Source organism: Vibrio sp. 378 (assembly GCF_033339435.1).
Map to the genome: position 1 here is coordinate 32,610 of NZ_JAWOUO010000011.1, position 18,446 is coordinate 51,055.

The window sequence follows — 18,446 nt, forward strand, 5'->3', positions numbered from 1 at the left end:
ACATTATGTTGAACGGTGGAATAAACCGCTCAACGCTTAAGCTGACGCAGCCACACCCTTGCTGCTTCAGCATCCAATTCGATTTGTTGTTTAAGTGCTTCAAACGACTCAAACTTTTGCTCATCTCGAAGTTTATGCAAAAGTTCCACTTCTAGTTGCTTGCCATATAAATTGGCATGAAAGTCGAATAAGTGCACTTCTAACTGTTGGCGAACACCATTGACGGTTGGTCTTTGACCAATATTAGCAACACCACCAACTGGCTTATTTCCTAAGCCAAGCGCTTGAACAACATAGACTCCGGAAACCGGAGAAACACAGCGTTTCAAAGGAATATTTGCAGTAGGGAACCCAATGGTTCGACCTAGCTTTCTTCCGTGAGAAACACGACCGCTGATGCTGTAGTTTCTTCCCAGCATCTGTTGCGCGGAATGCAAATCGTCACGCGCCAGCGCTTGACGGATAGCCGTACTGCTGACACGTAATTGTTGTAAACAAAAGCTCTGGGTACTTACGACATCAAAGCCGTATTTTTCCCCTGCTTCCTGCAGCATTGCAAAGTTACCTGTACGGCCTTTGCCAAAGCAGAAATCATCACCAACGACAAGAAACTTAACACCCAAACGCTCGACCAACAAGTCACGGATAAACTCTTCCGCGGTTAAACTTGCAAAATGGCGATTGAAATTGACACACAGTAAGCGGTCAATATCGAGCTTACTCAATTGCACGAACTTATCGCGTAATCGCGTCAACCTTGCAGGTGCCTTGTCTTTGGCAAACAGCTCCATCGGCTGAGGTTCAAAGGTCATCACAACAGAAGGCAAGGATAGCCTGTCCGCTTGCTCAGACACTTGCTGCAATACTTGTTGATGGCCTTTATGGACACCATCGAAATTGCCAATAGTCAGCACACAACCATGATGTCGCGGGTTGATATTGTGAATGCCTCTAATCAGTTCCATTGGATACTGCTTTCTGCCTCTGTTTTACTTTACACTGTGTGAAACTGACGGATTATATACTAATCACCCTCAGTCTGTCCCAGCTTTTAGGTCTTTTAAACGCGCACCAGTTAAAAATAGAACCACTAGGTAAACCACGGCTCCTAAACCGATCAACATCCCTAGCACCGCGCTTCGGTGAGCAAAGCTCCAGCCCAGCCATACTGACATATCTTCCAGTTGCCATAAGATTGCCGCCACCATCGCCGCGCCAGCAATAGCTAAACGTATAATAAAGAAGACGGTTCGCTTAGTGATTTGGTATACCTCTGCGATGTGCAGGCCACGATACAGCAGTGCCATATTCACAAATGCCGATAGTGCTGTCGCGATAGCCAAGCCAACGTAGCCATAGAAGTACGCAAAAATTGCATTAAATACCATGTTGGTCACCATCGCAATGATGCCGTATTTCACTGGCGTTTTGGTGTCTTGACGCGAGTAATACCCCGGAGCGAGCACTTTAATCAGCATAAAGTTCAACAAGCCTGAAGCGTAAGCAAAGAGTGACAATGATGCTTGATGTACGTCTTGTGGCGAAAACTCACCTCGCATGAATAACACCATCAACATAGGTTTTGCCAGTACCATCAAACCAAGCATTGCAGGAAGGCCAAGTAAGATCACCATGCGCACCCCCCAGTCCATGGTTTGTGCGAATCCTTCATTTTGTGCGTCAACATGTTTGCGTGATAATGCTGGTAAAATCACCGTTGCAATCGCAATACCAAACAGACCTAACGGGAATTCCAACAAACGATCTGAGTAGTACAACCAACTGATCGAACCGGTTTGCAGAAAGCTGGCAATAAAAGTATCAAACAACAAGTTGATTTGGCTTACCGACACACCGAACAAAGCAGGAATCATTAAGGTTCGGATCTTCACCACGCCCGGATCGCGCCAGCCCCATTTCGGCTTAACCATAACCCCCGCTTTAATAAGGAAAGGGATTTGAAATAAGAACTGAACCAAACCACCAAGGAAAACACCGATGGCAAGACCAATCTCTGGCTGTGGCATCTGCGGCGAGATAAACCATGCTGCCAAAATGATCATCACATTGAGAAAGACAGGAGTAAACGAAGAAACCGCAAACTTACCTAGTGTATTGAGAATGGCTCCCGATAGGGCAACAAAAGTGATGAACCATAAATAAGGAAAGGTAATCTTGAGCATCACGCTAGCAAGTTCGAACTTCTCAGCCGCGGGACCACCATGCATCCAGTCTAGGAACCAACCAAAACCAAACAGTGCAGTCACCACACCGGAACCTAGAACACCTAAGATGGTAACAATTGAGACTATCACCCCCAATGTGCCCGCAGCACGGGCAATCAGCTCGCGGGTTTTATCCATGTCGCCTTGAGCATGGCTTTCCGTTAAAACAGGTACAAACGCTTGGGAAAAAGCACCTTCAGCAAACAAACGTCGTAAAAAATTAGGAATTTTATTGGCGAAGAAAAAGACGTCTGCGCTTGCTCCTGCCCCCATTAAATTTGCCACTACAACATCACGAACTAGGCCAAGAACGCGGGAAATAAATGTCATAGCACTGACGATCATGCCAGACTTGAGTAGTCGTTTACTCACTGTAACCTCGGAATATCACCATAAGACAGCTAACCCTATACTGTTTCTCTGACAGGTGCTGCAAATAGACGTCAAAAATCTATCCGCGGGTTGTAAGGAATAAGTGTGCCTTTCGCGGATAATTATTAGCATTGGTATAAAAATGCTGTTAGAATCCCCGCCATCTTAACCGCGATAACCTCTCTTACCAAAATTTGTTTTGGCTTAGATCGGTTTTTGCACAAATCATTTGACATTTAAGCGCAAATGAGGGATATTCCTCGCCCTTAAATTGTCACAGAACTAAGTTTTTGGGAGTTAGACCCTTGGCAAATAGTAAATCTGCTAAGAAGCGCGCTATCCAAGCTGAGAAACGTCGTCAGCACAATGCTAGCCGTCGCTCAATGATGCGTACTTACATGAAGAAAACTGTTGCTGCTATCGAAGCAGGCGACAAAGAAGCTGCAACTGCTGCATTCGCTGTAGTTACACCTATCCTAGACCGCATGGCAACTAAAGGCCTTATTCACAAGAATAAAGCAGCTCGCCATAAGTCTCGTTTCGCTGCACAAATCAAAGCTCTTTAATAGAGTCCTGATTTTACAGTGAAGAAAAAACCGACCTTGTGTCGGTTTTTTTATATCTACAAAATTTTCTTAATAAAAAAAGCTGGCAATGCCAGCTTTTCTTTTTCTGAATGTCCCATTTAAAGACATCAGCTTATTCATTACCCATATAACGCTCAAACTAGAAAGCACTAATAAAACACTTGAGAACAAAGCAAATTGGTCGATGAGTAGTACCCTATCATCAAAAGTTTAACGCCACTCTCAAATATTCCAACAAGTTAGATTCACACTCTAAGATGAGCAGTATATTAGGACTATTTAATTAATGTTGAGCACTCTCAGCACAATAAAGACTATGCAGTGTTTTTATTAACGCTTTCACTTCATCACTCTTTAATGTGTAGTACACCGTTTGTGCTTCTTTCCTTGTCGTGACTAACTCATCACGGCGAAGCCAAGCAAGATGCTGAGATAATGCCGACTGGCTTAGCTCTAACTTTGCACACAGCTCTCCCACGGACAGCTCTTGGTTATGCAGCATACAAAGGATTTGTAGGCGTCTCTCGTTTGCCATCGCTTTGAGCAACACGACGGCTTTTGCGGAGTTCTGCTCCATTTCTTGTAGATTCATGTGTTGGACCTCTAGCTACAACTTACTTATTCCAACCCTGGCCAGCTTGTTGTGTTGCACTGATTTATATATCTAAGAAAATCAAGATACACTTCCAGAGTCTTCATTATTAGAACCTCTAATTTAGTTGTTAGTGATACACCAATATTATCCACCAAGGATTTTAATTGGTGCGCCATCAATAATTAATAGTTTTGCTCACTAAAACAAGTATCTTGCTTACTTAGATATTATTTAGAATTATATTTTTATTGATAGTAATCTATTTATTTACGCAACGATACGGGTTTACTCAAACATTTGACTGAAATCAGCATCACAAACATTTTTTACCGCGGGGTGTTGGATCATTCGTTCCGCAAAAATCACGTAGTACTCTTCTTTTAGCCCATCGACATGGCCAATTAGCTGTAAATTTCGGTCGTCTTCAATCTCCGACATGTATACGGTCGGTGCCAAGAAAATCACATCATCGTGGTACCGAGCAAAAGCTTTCATCAACGCAACATCATCAAACTCCCCCAGCACATTGGGTTGAAGGCCTTGACGATCAAACCATTGAATAACTTTACGCCCCATAGCCGTTCGGCTCGCGGGAATCAGAAGTTTTTTTTGTTCCAAGATCTCAGGGAATCGCACATTTTCAATTTCAGAAGAAGCAAAAAAGCTCATGCTACTTTCACCCAACTTTTTGCTATAAAGGCCAGGACTTTGAGTAGAATCAACGGGACAATCCGAAAGGATCATATCTAGCTTGTGCTGAGAAAGGCGTTCAAGTAGCAGTTCGTGGGTCGATTCATAACAGCGTAAATGAATACTGTTATCTTCCGGGACGGTCGTCATCAGTACTTTACTGACCAAGCGCTTAGATAATGCATCGGCTACACCAACTTCAAATAGAATGTTCGAGTGCTGGCTGTAATTGACGATATCTAACATCTCATAGCTCAAACCGAACATCCGGTCGGCGTACTTAAACACAAGCTGACCTAACTCAGTGGGCTCAACTGTACGACCATTGCGCTTGGTTAACTTTCCTTTCATGCGCTCTTCAAGCGCTTTAATCTGTCCTGTCACGGTTTGCGGTGTCAGGAAGAGCGCGTCAGCCGCCTTAGTTACAGAGCCCTGTTTGCACACCATCCAGAAATAATAGAGATGGTTGTAGTTTAGATGTGACATGATCGAGTCCCGAAAAGAAAGTGATACTTTTTATACCAAATGTGACAGAGACAAACAATAAACTCGACAAAACCATACAATACCTTACAAAAGCATAAGTTTTACCGAAAGTATAAAGTCAACACTGTCATAAAAGTTGAACTGAGGCGCATTTTCTCTACAAAAAAAACGCAAAAATCAAACAAAAAGAAATCAAAATTTAACCATTAAAATCAACAAGTTAAAAATTAATTTCCTTCCTCTTTTACGCCATTATCAAAAAGAACAATAAAAATCTCTCACAGCAAGAAATCTGTAATATTACTGAAATATTTGTTCTCTAACATCGCCCGCAGATTCAACTACAGACCGAAAAATGAACTGAAAGGTCAACGGAGAAAATTATGATGAACCAAGCTACTTCAACAGTGGCACCAATTTCGAGCACAGCTCGTTGGTTACGCTGGGCTAACTTGGCATTCATGTTATATCTGCTTCTTCTAGCAGTATCTATGGTTGGTAGTGGCTTTAAATGGGCAACTGGCGATCAAGCTAAGGTGCTATTTGAATTTGCCGCACACCCAGTTGCAGGTCTAATGATCGGCTTGGTGGCAACAGCCTTAATTCAGTCTTCAAGTACTGTAACGTCTATTATTGTAGGCTTGGTTGCAGGTGGCTTACCTGTAGAAACCGCTATCCCTATGGTGATGGGTGCTAACATTGGTACCACAGTGACCAATACGCTTGTGTCTCTTGGCCACGTGCGCTGTAAAGAAGAGTTCAAACGTGCATTTGCAAGTGCAACCATTCACGACTTCTTCAACTTGCTTGCTGTCGCTATTTTCCTTCCGTTGGAAATGATGTTCGGCATTTTAGAGAAAGTTTCTCACTGGCTTGTTTCTCCACTGCTTGCTACTGGTGATATGAGCATTAAGGGCTTCAACTTTATTAAACCAATTACAAAGCCAGTCGTAGGCGCAATTAAAGAGCCACTTTCTACCTTCGGTGATACTGTTGGCGGCGTCATGCTTATTGCTTTGGGTATTGCGACTATCTTCGTTGCAATCACAGTGATGGGTAAATTGATGAAGAGCCTAATGGTTGGTCGCGCACGTGAAATTTTGAAAAACGCCATCGGTCGTGGTCCTATTCACGGCATCGTATCAGGCTCAATCGTGACCGTTCTAGTACAATCTTCCTCAACCACGACAAGTTTAATGGTTCCGTTGGTTGGTACTGGCGTGTTGAAAGTACGAGATATCTACCCTTTCACTCTGGGTGCTAACATTGGTACTTGTATTACGGCACTACTAGCAGCGACAGCGGTATCTGGAGAGTTCGCAGTATTCGCACTACAAATCGCTCTAGTCCACTTAGTATTTAACATCATGGCGACGCTGTTTATCTTTGGAATTCCATTCCTACGTGAGATTCCGGTTAAAGGCGCTGAGATGATTTCTGAAATGGCTATTAAGAATAAAGCAGTTGTTGGTGGTTACCTAATGTCAGTATTCGTTATTCTACCAGGTGCAATTCTAGCCCTAACAACGTAACAACAACGACATACCATCGCTTATTGTTTAGGCTCCACATCGTGGAGCCTTTTTTATGATAATTAAACTGTTCAAATCGATTGTCCGGTGATAATTTGAGCCACATCAGCATGCTTATGCTGAGCTATCTCATTTGGAGTCGACAACATGACGCAGCTTAATGACGCTATTTCTGATCAGCTACTCGCAATAGACGAAAACCTAACCCAACTGGTTGCTGATATTGATATCCTCAGTAGCGTGAATCCTCTTAATTATGCTCAAGAAAGAGAACGTTTCATTAAAAACAAATATTCTCAAGAGCCTAATTTTCAATATTCAATTACTAACGTAGATACCCACAGCGCAAAGCGACGTCTATATGAGCTACCTCTAGAAAACATTCAAGACACCCAACTGCAGAGGCTGTACGCGGATGTAATTCAGTCTTATGCAGATAAACTGGATCAAGTGAATACCATAGGTACGCAAGAGTTTCTTTATAACTCCTTACGCTATTATGGGGAACCGAGCGCCAAAGATATTGCCAACGCCCATTTCATATTGCACCTTCCTACAGAAGAAGAAAAAGAACCTCAGCACGATAGCCGTGCAATAGCACGTTTCATGCAAAATTTTGCTCAACGCAATGGGTATGAATGTGAAATACAGGTGTTGGACGGGATGTTAGCAAACGCACTAGTTTCAGGATCTCGAGTCAAAATTAACCACGCGGCGTACATCACCACTGATGAGCTGGAGGCTCTTGCACATCATGAAATGGGAGTACATCTCCTGACTACGCTTAACGGTCGTCAACAACCGCTAAAAGTCCTGAGCTTAGGTTGTCCTGCCAATACCAACACTCAAGAAGGGCTGGCTATATTATGTGAGTATCTGTCAGGACATTTCAGTATCAAGCGCCTAAGAACCTTAGCCTTACGAGTTCTGGCAGTAGAGTCGATGATCAAGGATCGCGATTTCCGCCATACGTTCATGCTATTAAAAGAACAGTATAAAGCTTCTGATCTTCAAGCATTTACAACGACTGCCCGAGTCTATCGAGGTGGAGGTTTAACGAAGGATTACTTGTATCTTAGAGGATTCCGAGAGGTGCTCAATGCCTATGATAAATTGGGCGATGACTTTTCACTATTGTTGTGCGGGAAAACAGAGCTGAAGTACTTTGAGCTTATCCGTTCATTAGTGAGTAAAGAAATATTCACTCAACCTAAGTTTATTAGCCCGGCACTGTCCACACCGATGCAGACCAACCCAATTCACCGTTATATTGTCAGTGCACTAAAATAATACCTTCTAAGTACAAAAAAGAAAAAAGCTCCATTCGGAGCTTTTTCTATATCTTGAAGAACGATACTCGTTACACTGAGAATGGGTAACGAATAGGATCGTGATGCTCGTACCCTTCAACCCAAAAGTCATCCAGTGTGACCCAAGTTTCCAAATCTTCTAGAGATTTAATCTCTGGGTTGATATGGAACGTCGGCGCTTTTAATGGCTCACGCTTCAACTGAACATCGCGCATCAGTTCAAGCTGGTCTTCATAAATGTGAGCATTCACAATCTTATGAAATGCCTGACCAGGTTTCTTGCCCGTAATTTGCGCCATAATCGCCAAGAATACGTAAACTTGAACCATATTGAAGTTTAAGCCAAGCGGTACATCACACGAACGCTGAGTACTATTCAGGTAAAGCGTATCATCCAGCAATGAAAAATGGTGACTGTACATACAAGGACGCAAGCACCCCATGTGGAACTCACCCGGGTTGTAGAAGTTCAAGATTTCACCGCGATCATCAACACCACGCGTTAAGTCATCCACTATCTTACGTAGCTGGTCAACATGACCACCATCAGGTTTCGCCCAGGCGCGCCCTTGAACCCCATAGACACGGCCCATGTCGTCTTCGCCTTTACGGTATGGGTTATTCAACCAGGCATCATTTAGGTTGGCATTGGCATCCCAGGTTTTCGTGCCCAGCTTACGAAAATCTTCCGCATTATCGTAACCACGAATATACCCTAATAGCTCTGCAACGGCCGCTTTCCAAAAACTTTTACGTGTGGTGACCAACGGAAATTGATTGTTCGCAACATCGTAGGTTAAATCCGCGTTGATTACGGTCAGGCAGCGCTTGCCTGTACGCTCATTTTCAACCCAAACACCTTGGTCAACGATGCGTTGACACAAATCTAAATACTGTTTCACACCAATACCTTACTTCGTCTTTTGTGGTAATTCGTCTTTGTAATGACCACGTTTGTATGCCCAAACCATCATGAGGACACCGATAACCACCATTGGCAGGGATAAAATCTGTCCCATGGAAATAAAGCCACCGAATAACCCCAAATGAGCGTCTGGTTCGCGCACGTATTCTACTAGGAAACGGAAGGTTCCGTAACCCGCAAGAAAGAGTCCTGAAACAGAACCTAGAGGACGAGGTTTCTTGATGAACCAATTCAAAATGAAGAAAAGGACGATACCTTCAAGCGCCATTTCATAAAGCTGTGATGGATGACGTGGCAGTGGACCGCCATTTGGGAAAACGATCGCCCAAGGCACATCCGTTACTCGGCCCCACAACTCGCTGTTCATGAAGTTACCTAAACGCCCCATACCCAAACCAAATGGCACAAGCGGCGCGATAAAGTCAGCAACACCGAAGAAAGTTCGCCCGTTTTTGTGTGCATACCAGAACATCGCAGTAATCACACCCAGTAAGCCCCCGTGGAAAGACATACCACCGGTCCACACTTTAAATAGATACAAAGGGTCAGCCAGGAAGAGCTCAAAATTGTAGAAAAGCACGTAGCCTACACGGCCACCAATCACCACGCCAAGGAAGCCTGCGAACAACAAATCAGAAACCTGCTCTCGTGTCCAACCACTTCCAGGCTTATCCGCACGTCGGTTCGCTAACCATAGAGCAAACATAAAGCCAACAAGGTACATCAAACCGTACCAACGAACCGAAACAGGACCAATAGAGATTAAAACCGGATCAATATTGGGAAATTCAATATATCCCTGAGACATAAATCATTCTCTTCTTATCACAACAAAATAAATATACCCAAGTAACCTCTAGATGCTTGGTTCAGCGAGAATGACTTGGGTACAAACTTAGAGCAGCATGGTCGCTGCAACAAACATTAAGAACACCGCGAATATCTTTTTTAATACCGCAGTTGGAAGGTTAGTTGCGAGCTTCGCACCCACTTTTGTTGTGAGCATCGAGGCCATAGCAATCGCTAATAAAGCGGGAAGATAAACATAGCCAATACTGTATGAAGGTAAGCCTTCCACTTTATAGCCATGTAAGATGAAGCCGATCATACCAGAAATAGCAATCACGCAACCACAAACGGAGGATGAGCCCACCGCTTTACGCATCTCTATCCCATGTTTATTTAAAAATGGTACCGACAGTGAGCCACCACCAATACCAGCAAGGCTTGATACGACACCAATTCCCGTGCCGTAAACTACAGTCACAGGGCTGCTCGGCATAGGTTTACTGCTCGTAACTTTAATGGAACGAAACATTTGTACTGACAGGCAAAGAACAATGACACCAAACACTTTCGGCAAATAGTGTGTAGGGATCCACTCAGCAATATTGGCACCAACAAAGCCACCAATGACCACACCAGGCATCAACCATTTTACGACAAACATATCGACATTGCCGAGCTTAAGGTGATTCATCGCCGATGAGCCAGACGTAACAATAATACTCGCTAACGAAGTGGCTAAGGCCATGTGCATACTCATTTCTGGAGAGATCCCAGCAAGAGGAAGCAAATACAACAAGGCAGGAACAACAATCAAACCACCACCGATACCGAGTAACCCCGCCATCACACCCACAAAAGCGCCTAGCGCCAACAATAACAAAAATAAAGAGACGGTCACGATTTCCTACTTTTTACCTGCACGGATAAAGCCCGCAAAGCCCTGTTGAATGAAGAAGTCATGCATCATTTGATGAATGTCCTCCCCATAGGACTTTGTCATTGCTTGCTCCGCTAATTTTTCTAATTCTTCTTGTTGGCTATGACGAATCAAATATTTCACCTTAGCCACATTGGAGGTGTTCATACTCAAACTGGTATACCCTAACCCAAGTAAGAGAAGAGCGCCAAATGGATCACCCGCTAGCTCACCACAAATACACACGGGCACCTGATATTTATCACACACCTCATGGATTTGCTTAAGCGCTAACAGTACCGCAGGATGCATAGATTCATAGACATCCGCTACGCGCGAATTGTTCCTATCTACCGCTAATAAATACTGAGTTAAATCGTTTGTCCCGACAGAAACAAAATCAACACGGTGAGCAATCGTTGGCAACAGATACACCATCGATGGTACTTCAATCATGACCCCAATTTGTGGGAATTGAATTCTATCATCAAGCAAAACGGCTTCGCTGTGAGCTTGATTAATCAAGCTAATGGCATCGTCTAACTCTTTTACCCCTGACACCATTGGCAATAAGATACTTAAGTTTCCGCTTTCTGCACTCGCTCTTAACATTGCACGCAGCTGGATCAAGAAAATGTCTGGATGATCCAATGTAAAACGAATGCCACGCCAGCCTAGAAACGGATTATCTTCTTCGATGGGCAAATACGGCAAAGGTTTGTCACCACCAATATCCAAAGTACGCATCACTACTCGTTGATTCGGATAGCTGTTAAGTATTGCTTGGTATTGATGATACTGCTCATCTTCCGAAGGAAAGTGATGCTGAAGTAAAAATGCAATCTCAGTTCGGTACAACCCAACACCATCAACACCTGTGTTGATGGCAATATTACTGTCTGCACTGAGTCCCGCATTCAGCATAATTTCGATATGGTGATTATCTTGCGTAACCGCAGGGAGTGCGAGGTCCTTGTTTACCATGGCAAACAATTCAGACTCTTCGCTTACTAAGCTGCGATACTCTCGCAACAACTGGCGGTTTGGCTCTAAGAAGATCTCACCCGTATAGCCGTCGACTATCCCGAGTTTGCCATTAACCACATCCGGATTAATGTTGGCGCCCATGACTGCAGGGACCCCAAGAGCTCGAGATAAAATGGCAGCGTGAGAGTTAGCGCCTCCCTCTAATGATACGACAGCTAACAAAAACTCTTTAGGTACAGAAGCGAGCAAGGTGGCAGTGAGTTCGTTCGCCACCAAAATAATGGGACGATCAATTGCAGAATTTTCTTGCTCACTGTTGTGCAGAAAATAGAGCAGCCTTTGCCCTAACTCTCGGATATCTTGCGCTCTTTCACGCATGTATACATCCGACATTCTTGCAAATCGATTCGAGTATGACTCTACAACTTGGCGTAACGCCCAGTCTGCCCTATCTCCTTTTTCAATCTGCTTCTTCAAATCACCGCGAAGCATCGGATCATTCAGTAAGTGAGTAAACAGATCGAAGATCGCCAGCGCATCTTTGTTGATTTCACTGTCCAGCTTTTTCCGCATACGGCGAAAGTCATTTAACGCTCGCTCTATGGCCACCAGTAATGTCTCGTGCTCGCGTTCCTTATCTAACGTGGACGAAGGGAAAACATCCGATAAACTCGGCTGGGTATTGTCGAACCAAAACTCTCCAATCGCGACACCAGTAGACGCAGGCAAACCTTTTAATACCGTGGGTTTAGATGCTAACTGCCAATGCCCAAGATTCTGCGCATGTGCAATGAGCACCGCTAACTGAGCGGATAAGGTAACAAGAAACGATTCTTCCATTTCACTAAACAAGCGCGGCGTTTTTTGTTGGATCACCAACACACCTAAAACTTGTTTACGATGAATGATTGGAGTAGCTAAAAAAGAGTGGTAAATCTGTTCGCCGAGTTGAGGAAAGAATTTGAACTCGGGGTGTTTTGAGGCTTCGGCAAGGTTAAGGGGTTCAGCGCTTCGTTTTACCAACCCAACCAAGCCTTCATTGAAGTTGATATGAATACTATCACCTTCAAAAATAAGGCCTTGAGTTGCCATTAACTCAAGGCGCTGCATTTCTTCATTAGCAAGATAGATAGTACAGCACTCAGTACTAAGAGCAGCACAAGTCTCTTTCACCAATATATCGAGTGCCAGATGCACATCATCGACCCTGGAGACTTTCTCAACTATTTCCCTTAGCTGACTGAGCATGATTATCCTCTACGTTGCTTTTTTCTTTTCCCTTTCGCTTTTCTCTCTCGAAAAGGCATGGCTAAGGATGCAAATTCTTTCATCGCTCGTCGATAAACATCTCGCTTGAAAGAAACAACTTGCCTAACTGGATACCAGTAACTTACCCAGCGCCAACCATCAAATTCAGGGGATTTTCCGCGTTGCATATTAATGCGAGATTCATCGCATTCTAATCTCAGCAGAAACCATTTCTGTTTTTGGCCGATACAAACAGGCTTGGAGTCCCAACGCACCAATCGCTTTGGTAGCTTATATCTTAACCAATGACGACTTGTTGCAATGATCTTAACGTCTTTTTTCGTTAAACCGACTTCTTCGTATAACTCCCTGAACATGGCTTGTTCAGGGGTTTCACCTTCGTCAATCCCACCTTGTGGAAATTGCCATGAGTGTTGCCCGTATCGTTTAGCCCAGAAGACCTGACCATGGTTATTACATATCACAATACCAACATTAAGTCGGTAACCATCGCCATCTATCACTGGCTAACCTCTATGAATAAATTTTTTATTACCGTGATTTTTCCACATATCCCCATTACTAGCAAACTTACTGATGTGATATGAGCAAGATTTATTACCTTTTCAGCATTTTTGGATATCTTTTAATCAAACCATGCCTTATCAACACAAGAGTGAGACATTGCCCACATTTATTCACCTTTTCTGTGAATAACTTTGTGAAGAATTCAATTCAAATGAGTAATTCAGTTCAATCCCATCAAATAAAAAACAAATGAAGAAACAAAAAAATAAACATAAAGCATTGATAAAAAAGTATTTATTTTTAAAAATAACGATAATTAGATCTTCAGTTTCTTGATGATCTTTTCACCAAACTCAGATCGGTCAAAGATCCACCAATAGGCTATTTATCCACACTCACCTGCTATTCGTTTAGATGATTACAACAAAATCAACCCCAAAAATGCATTTTAACCCCTGTTTATTCATACAGACCCCTCAAGATCTTATCTATATCTCCTCCACCTGTGGATAAGTTATGAATTGATCGTTCTTACACCGCCTCGGTGAAATCTTAAACAGTAGATTTGGTCGGAGTTTGATAAACTATATTTTTTGTAATACCACCTTGTAACTATGAAACCAGAACCACAAACAGAAGCAGAGCTATTGGAACGAGCGCATGATATGGCAGGACTCAGTTTTGCTGAGTTGGCCGCCGAGGCGAATATGATTGTTCCTGAAAACTTAAAACGTGATAAAGGTTGGGTGGGTCAATTACTCGAATGGCACTTGGGCGCTCCAGCTGGCAGTAAACCTCAACAAGATTTCGCAAAACTAGGGATCGAGTTGAAAAGTATTCCGATCAGTTACTCTGGCAAACCTTTAGAAACAACCTTTGTTTCTGTGGCCCCCCTCACTGGTGTTCATGGTCTTACATGGGAAACAAGTCATGTTCGAAACAAGCTATCTCGTGTGCTTTGGGTACCCGTAGAAGGAGAACGAGAAATCCCACTCGCTGAAAGACGTGTGGGCAGTCCACTCATTTGGTCACCAGATGAAGAAGAAGAACGGATTTTGCGAAATGACTGGGAAGAGTTAATGGAGATGATCGTCTTGGGAAGATTTGATCAAATTTCCGCCAGACACGGAGAAGCGCTGCATCTTCGCCCTAAAGCCGCAAATGCAAAAGCGCTCACCGAAGCATATAACTCAAATGGTAAGCCGATGAAAACTCTGCCCCGAGGCTTTTACCTTAGAACACAGTTTACTGAACAGATCTTACTCAAGCACTACATTAACACTCAACCAGAATAAAACCATATCAGCTATTTAGTGCGTCACGAGCGATAACTCAATATCGCAGTATGAGGCTGCCTCTTCAGTGCCACATTCGTCATACGCATTGCGCAGCCTTAAATACGCTTTATCGACCCCTAGCCTCAATAGTTCTTCTTTTACTAAGTCTAGAGAGCCAAAATGTATCGGGTCTTCACCGTCTTTAATCGGCTCAAGTTGATGCTTGTACTCCACAGCTAAAAGATAGTCAGAGACATCAGAACACCCAATCACAAATACTTTGGGAGTTTTATAAGTATCTTTATGTGGACCATGTAGCCACATGTCCAATTGATGCTTCTGCATAACATACCTCCTTCACACGATCATTTAAGTGTAGTTAGGCTAACTGTAGCTTTCGAGTTTGCTCTTCCTTTATACGTAAATCATTTGCGATTGCGGCTAAAAATCCCCTATATTGGAGTCACTTATTTAGTCGGTAACTCTTCAAGGACGTGATATGCAATACACAAAACTACCGCACTCATCACTTGAGATCAGTAAAATCTGCCTCGGCACTATGACGTTTGGCGAGCAAAACACAGAAAAGGACGCCTTTGAACAGCTCGACTTTGCCCTCGATCATGGGGTGAACTTCATCGATACCGCTGAGATGTACCCTGTACCGCCAAACTCGGAAACACAAGGGCTTACCGAGCAATACATCGGTAATTGGTTGGCAAAAAGCGGCAAAAGAGAGAAAGTAGTACTGGCAACAAAAGTGGCAGGCCCTCGCAATGTTCCTCACATTAGAGACAACATGAGCCTTAATCGTCGCCACATCCATACAGCGATTGATGACAGCCTTAATCGTCTACAAACCGATTATGTCGATTTGTACCAACTACATTGGCCGCAGCGTCAAACCAACTGCTTTGGTCAACTCAACTACCCATACCCTGACAAACAAGAAGAAGTCACGTTAATTGAAACGTTGGAAGCGCTTACTGAATTAGTGAATGCAGGTAAAGTGCGCTATATCGGCGTATCCAACGAGACGCCGTGGGGTGTGATGTCGCTATTGCGTTTGGCAGAAAAACACGATTTGCCAAGAATTGTCTCCATTCAAAACCCATATAACTTATTGAACCGCAGCTTCGAAGTTGGCTTGTCTGAAATCAGCCATTACGAAGGCGTTCAGTTACTTGCCTACTCTCCTTTGGCATTTGGCTGCCTGAGTGGTAAATACCTAAACGGGGCAAAACCTGAAGGCGCTCGATGCACTAAGTGGGAGCGTTTTGCGCGCTACTTCACTCCGCAAGGTGTTAAAGCGACCGAAGCTTACGTCAATTTAGCTCAAGAGCATGGTCTAAACCCTGCACAAATGGCGCTCGCGTTTGTCAATCAGCGTCCATTTGTTGCTTCTAACATTATCGGAGCAACAAACCTAGACCAATTAAAAGCCAATATCGACAGTATTGATTTGCAACTTAGCGACGAACTACTTACTGAAATTCAAGCAATAGGTACAACTTACTCGAATCCTTGCCCTTAACAGTACCACCTTCAAACGAAAACAGCTGATCTTCAAGATCAGCTGTTTATCCAATGAAGTCATACTTCATATAAAAAGTTAAGCGTGTTGAATGACTCGTTAGCAACTCTGTCAGTCCAACACGCTAACGATTACGTCATTATTCGCGACGTTAAAACTCGACGAAGGTGACGAACTCGACGTTCAACTTTTACTGCATCCGGAACATTGGCACGTGTAGAACGACCATCGCGATCTAAACCAATATCCCTCAATAGATGAACATTCGTCCATGGAATATCATGAGCAGTTCGGCGTATGGTACGCTGCCATTGCTTTTCTTCGCGTTTAAGGTCTGCTTTCAATAGCAAAGTGGCCAATTGTAAGTAAATAGAGTGACGCATAATATTTTCTCCGATTATCGATGTATTCGACTGGGAAAAATAGTGCGTAAAATGAACAGAAATATTCTGTTGATACTAAGCCGCTACTTTCCCGCAGCCTAGTAATAAATATGATAGGTTACGGATTAAATTTTATCTTGTGAGCCAGTGGTATTGGTATCATCCGATTTAAGGGTTATCGGAGCGATAGGCATACGATCAGCGCAAGCAGTGGTGTTAACAACGTAATGTTTCATCTTGCGCCTCCTAGCTAAAAATTAATCCGTTTATGAAAGGTATAACTCATTGAGTTACGGTTAAATTGTAAGCTTTGATGAATATATATCAAACATTTTTTGCCTTTTTGATTAAAAACAAATCAATACACCGCAATTTAGTTTCATATACTTTTATGTATAACATATTCACCTGAGGAATATATAAATTTGCGGATTTTATAAATCAAACCAAACAAAAAATAAAAAGAGCGGCTCTGTGGCCACTCTCTTTTATTGTATTTATTCGCCTATTTAACACAGGGAAAGGCCAACTACATGGCTTGTTCGGAAATCAAGTTATGTTTATTAAGTAGTCGATACATGGTTGCACGCGAAACTCCGAGCTCTTTCGCCGCATTTGAAACTTGACCAGAATGAGATTCCAAAACAACCAGCAACGCATCACGTTCACTCTTCTCACGGATTGATTTCAAGCTGCGCTTTGAGTCATTACGTTGAGGTAAATCTAAGTGATGCTCTTCAATCATTACGCTGTCGGACATTAATACCGCTCGCTTCACTTGGTTCATAAGCTCACGCACATTTCCAGGCCAGAAATAACGTGTCAGTGCCTTGAATGCATCCTCAGAAAAGCTTTTTGCTTGCGAGTTGTACTCTTTTGAGAACTCTTGTAAGTAGAAACGAGCCAGCAATGCGATGTCACTCGCACGTTCTTTCAAGCTAGGGACATTGATGCGCAGAACGTTGATGTAATGGTAAAGCTCTTCATTGAAGTCACCGTCAATCAAAGCTTTTTCAACATCTGACGAGTTAGCAGCAAGAATACGCACGTTAACCGCTTTTACGCCATCTTTGGTATCAATGGTGCCTTCTTGCAAGAATCTCAGCAGATTCATTTGCTGCTCTCTTGAAATGGTAAGAATGTCATTAAACAACACGGTGCCACCATCTGCTTGTTCAAGCAGGCATGCTTCCATATCTTCATCGGCGTTAATACCAAATACTTCAGCTTGGAAACGTTGTTCATTGAGTGCGCGACAGTTAATTGCCATAAACGGTTTATGAGAGCGTGAAGAGACTTTATGGATGGCCCTAGCAACCGCCTCTTTACCAGTCCCACTTTCCCCAGAAATCAGAATGCTGACGTCCGTTGGACCAATGCGCTTCACTTGATCGCGTAAACGTTTCATCGGGATAGATTCACCGATCAAACCCATATCTAAACTGCTACCAAAACTAGGCCAAACTTTTTTCTCCAACTTAAGCATGCCAAGCTGGTGACCTATTGTGCTTAATAACTGTGCATCTGGGATCGGCGCTGTGAAAAAATCGATACAAAAGTTAACAATGAACTGGCATATGGTGTCAGTGCCAAGCTGAGATTCACGAATAAACGCTAACCAACGTACGTGTTTGTGAGAGCTGACTAAGTTCGCCAAACCATTCAAGCTGAACTCGTCATGGCTGAGATCAACAATACCGATACATGGACCAATATCTTCTAACAGCGTATTAGCTTTGCGTAAGTCACCTACTTGGTGACACTTCCAGCCCACTTGCTCCAGTACCGATAACCAAGGCTCATAAGTACCGCCAACTACCACAAGCGATCCCGGGATGGAATCCATCTTAAACTGCCCAGCCATTCTCTAACCCTTTTTCATTGTTAATAGAAATTTTGTGCCACAAACTTATCTTTGCGAGCGGGTAACATTATCGAGACTCCGCCCCCTCACGTCTGTCTCAGTATTAAGACTATGCAATAGATTGAGATTTGGCGAATGTTTATTTGCATATCCCATTAAAAGGCAAGTGCAACAACTTGAATTACCTTAACTAAAAGG

General features: G+C 43.3%; 17 protein-coding genes. 5 read left to right on the top strand and 12 right to left on the bottom strand.

Annotation, left to right across the window (positions count from 1 at the left end):
- Positions 1-29: 29 nt before the first annotated feature.
- The gene (gene ribF, locus R7Q48_RS18370; protein WP_005381933.1) at positions 30-965 is read right to left on the bottom strand and encodes a bifunctional riboflavin kinase/FAD synthetase; all 936 of its coding nucleotides are present in this window, start codon (positions 963-965) and stop codon (positions 30-32) included.
- Positions 966-1,034: 69 nt separating this feature from the next.
- On the bottom strand, positions 1,035-2,597 hold the full coding sequence (gene murJ, locus R7Q48_RS18375) for a murein biosynthesis integral membrane protein MurJ (RefSeq protein WP_005385957.1): 1,563 nt from the start codon (positions 2,595-2,597) through the stop codon (positions 1,035-1,037).
- Positions 2,598-2,902: 305 nt separating this feature from the next.
- Here murJ and rpsT point away from each other — a divergent pair, with 305 nt between their 5' ends.
- The gene (rpsT, locus tag R7Q48_RS18380) at positions 2,903-3,163 is read left to right on the top strand and encodes a 30S ribosomal protein S20 (protein ID WP_005381938.1); all 261 of its coding nucleotides are present in this window, start codon (positions 2,903-2,905) and stop codon (positions 3,161-3,163) included.
- Positions 3,164-3,467: 304 nt separating this feature from the next.
- Here rpsT and R7Q48_RS18385 read toward each other — a convergent pair whose 3' ends face one another.
- Together R7Q48_RS18385 and nhaR are read right to left on the bottom strand one after the other, a co-directional pair.
- Positions 3,468-3,776, bottom strand: coding sequence for an ArsR/SmtB family transcription factor (locus R7Q48_RS18385; protein WP_005381940.1), 309 nt, complete (start codon positions 3,774-3,776; stop codon positions 3,468-3,470).
- A gap of 288 nt (positions 3,777-4,064) precedes the next feature.
- Entirely contained in the window at positions 4,065-4,955 is an 891-nt protein-coding gene (gene nhaR / locus R7Q48_RS18390; protein WP_005381942.1) for a transcriptional activator NhaR, read from the bottom strand.
- A 386-nt stretch (positions 4,956-5,341) separates the two neighbouring features.
- On the opposite strand from nhaR, the gene R7Q48_RS18395 reads away from it, so the two are divergent.
- Positions 5,342-6,487 (top strand): Na/Pi symporter, encoded by a 1,146-nt coding sequence (locus R7Q48_RS18395; RefSeq protein ID WP_025768431.1) that lies wholly within the window; start codon positions 5,342-5,344, stop codon positions 6,485-6,487.
- A gap of 147 nt (positions 6,488-6,634) precedes the next feature.
- A complete protein-coding gene (locus R7Q48_RS18400; protein WP_053306894.1) occupies positions 6,635-7,777 on the top strand; it encodes a flavohemoglobin expression-modulating QEGLA motif protein in 1,143 nt (380 codons plus the stop codon).
- A 70-nt stretch (positions 7,778-7,847) separates the two neighbouring features.
- Here R7Q48_RS18400 and R7Q48_RS18405 read toward each other — a convergent pair whose 3' ends face one another.
- The 5 genes from R7Q48_RS18405 to rppH all read right to left on the bottom strand — a co-directional run bounded on the left by R7Q48_RS18405 (position 7,848) and on the right by rppH (position 13,186).
- Positions 7,848-8,699: a thymidylate synthase gene (locus R7Q48_RS18405; protein ID WP_005381947.1), complete on the bottom strand. Its 852-nt coding sequence runs from the start codon at positions 8,697-8,699 to the stop codon at positions 7,848-7,850.
- A gap of 9 nt (positions 8,700-8,708) precedes the next feature.
- Positions 8,709-9,530: a prolipoprotein diacylglyceryl transferase gene (gene lgt / locus R7Q48_RS18410; RefSeq protein WP_005381948.1), complete on the bottom strand. Its 822-nt coding sequence runs from the start codon at positions 9,528-9,530 to the stop codon at positions 8,709-8,711.
- 87 nt (positions 9,531-9,617) lie between these two features.
- On the bottom strand, positions 9,618-10,409 hold the full coding sequence (locus tag R7Q48_RS18415; RefSeq protein ID WP_005385965.1) for a sulfite exporter TauE/SafE family protein: 792 nt from the start codon (positions 10,407-10,409) through the stop codon (positions 9,618-9,620).
- Between the two features lie 6 nt (positions 10,410-10,415).
- Positions 10,416-12,662, bottom strand: a complete 2,247-nt coding sequence (ptsP, locus tag R7Q48_RS18420) for a phosphoenolpyruvate--protein phosphotransferase (protein ID WP_005385966.1) — start codon at positions 12,660-12,662, stop codon at positions 10,416-10,418.
- A gap of 2 nt (positions 12,663-12,664) precedes the next feature.
- Entirely contained in the window at positions 12,665-13,186 is a 522-nt protein-coding gene (gene rppH, locus R7Q48_RS18425) for an RNA pyrophosphohydrolase (protein ID WP_005381953.1), read from the bottom strand.
- A gap of 618 nt (positions 13,187-13,804) precedes the next feature.
- On the opposite strand from rppH, the gene mutH reads away from it, so the two are divergent.
- Complete coding sequence (mutH, locus tag R7Q48_RS18430; protein ID WP_017821501.1) at positions 13,805-14,485, top strand: DNA mismatch repair endonuclease MutH; 681 nt, start codon at positions 13,805-13,807, stop codon at positions 14,483-14,485.
- A gap of 15 nt (positions 14,486-14,500) precedes the next feature.
- Here the strand turns inward: mutH and R7Q48_RS18435 are convergent, their stop codons facing one another.
- The gene (locus R7Q48_RS18435) at positions 14,501-14,812 is read right to left on the bottom strand and encodes a DUF6482 family protein (RefSeq protein WP_005381772.1); all 312 of its coding nucleotides are present in this window, start codon (positions 14,810-14,812) and stop codon (positions 14,501-14,503) included.
- A 154-nt stretch (positions 14,813-14,966) separates the two neighbouring features.
- On the opposite strand from R7Q48_RS18435, the gene R7Q48_RS18440 reads away from it, so the two are divergent.
- The gene (locus tag R7Q48_RS18440) at positions 14,967-16,001 is read left to right on the top strand and encodes an NADP(H)-dependent aldo-keto reductase (RefSeq protein ID WP_005381774.1); all 1,035 of its coding nucleotides are present in this window, start codon (positions 14,967-14,969) and stop codon (positions 15,999-16,001) included.
- A 131-nt stretch (positions 16,002-16,132) separates the two neighbouring features.
- Here R7Q48_RS18440 and R7Q48_RS18445 read toward each other — a convergent pair whose 3' ends face one another.
- Positions 16,133-16,384: a hypothetical protein gene (locus R7Q48_RS18445; RefSeq protein ID WP_005381776.1), complete on the bottom strand. Its 252-nt coding sequence runs from the start codon at positions 16,382-16,384 to the stop codon at positions 16,133-16,135.
- Between the two features lie 529 nt (positions 16,385-16,913).
- On the bottom strand, positions 16,914-18,248 hold the full coding sequence (vpsR, locus tag R7Q48_RS18450) for a cyclic-di-GMP-binding transcriptional regulator VpsR (RefSeq protein ID WP_005381779.1): 1,335 nt from the start codon (positions 18,246-18,248) through the stop codon (positions 16,914-16,916).
- Positions 18,249-18,446: the final 198 nt, after the last annotated feature.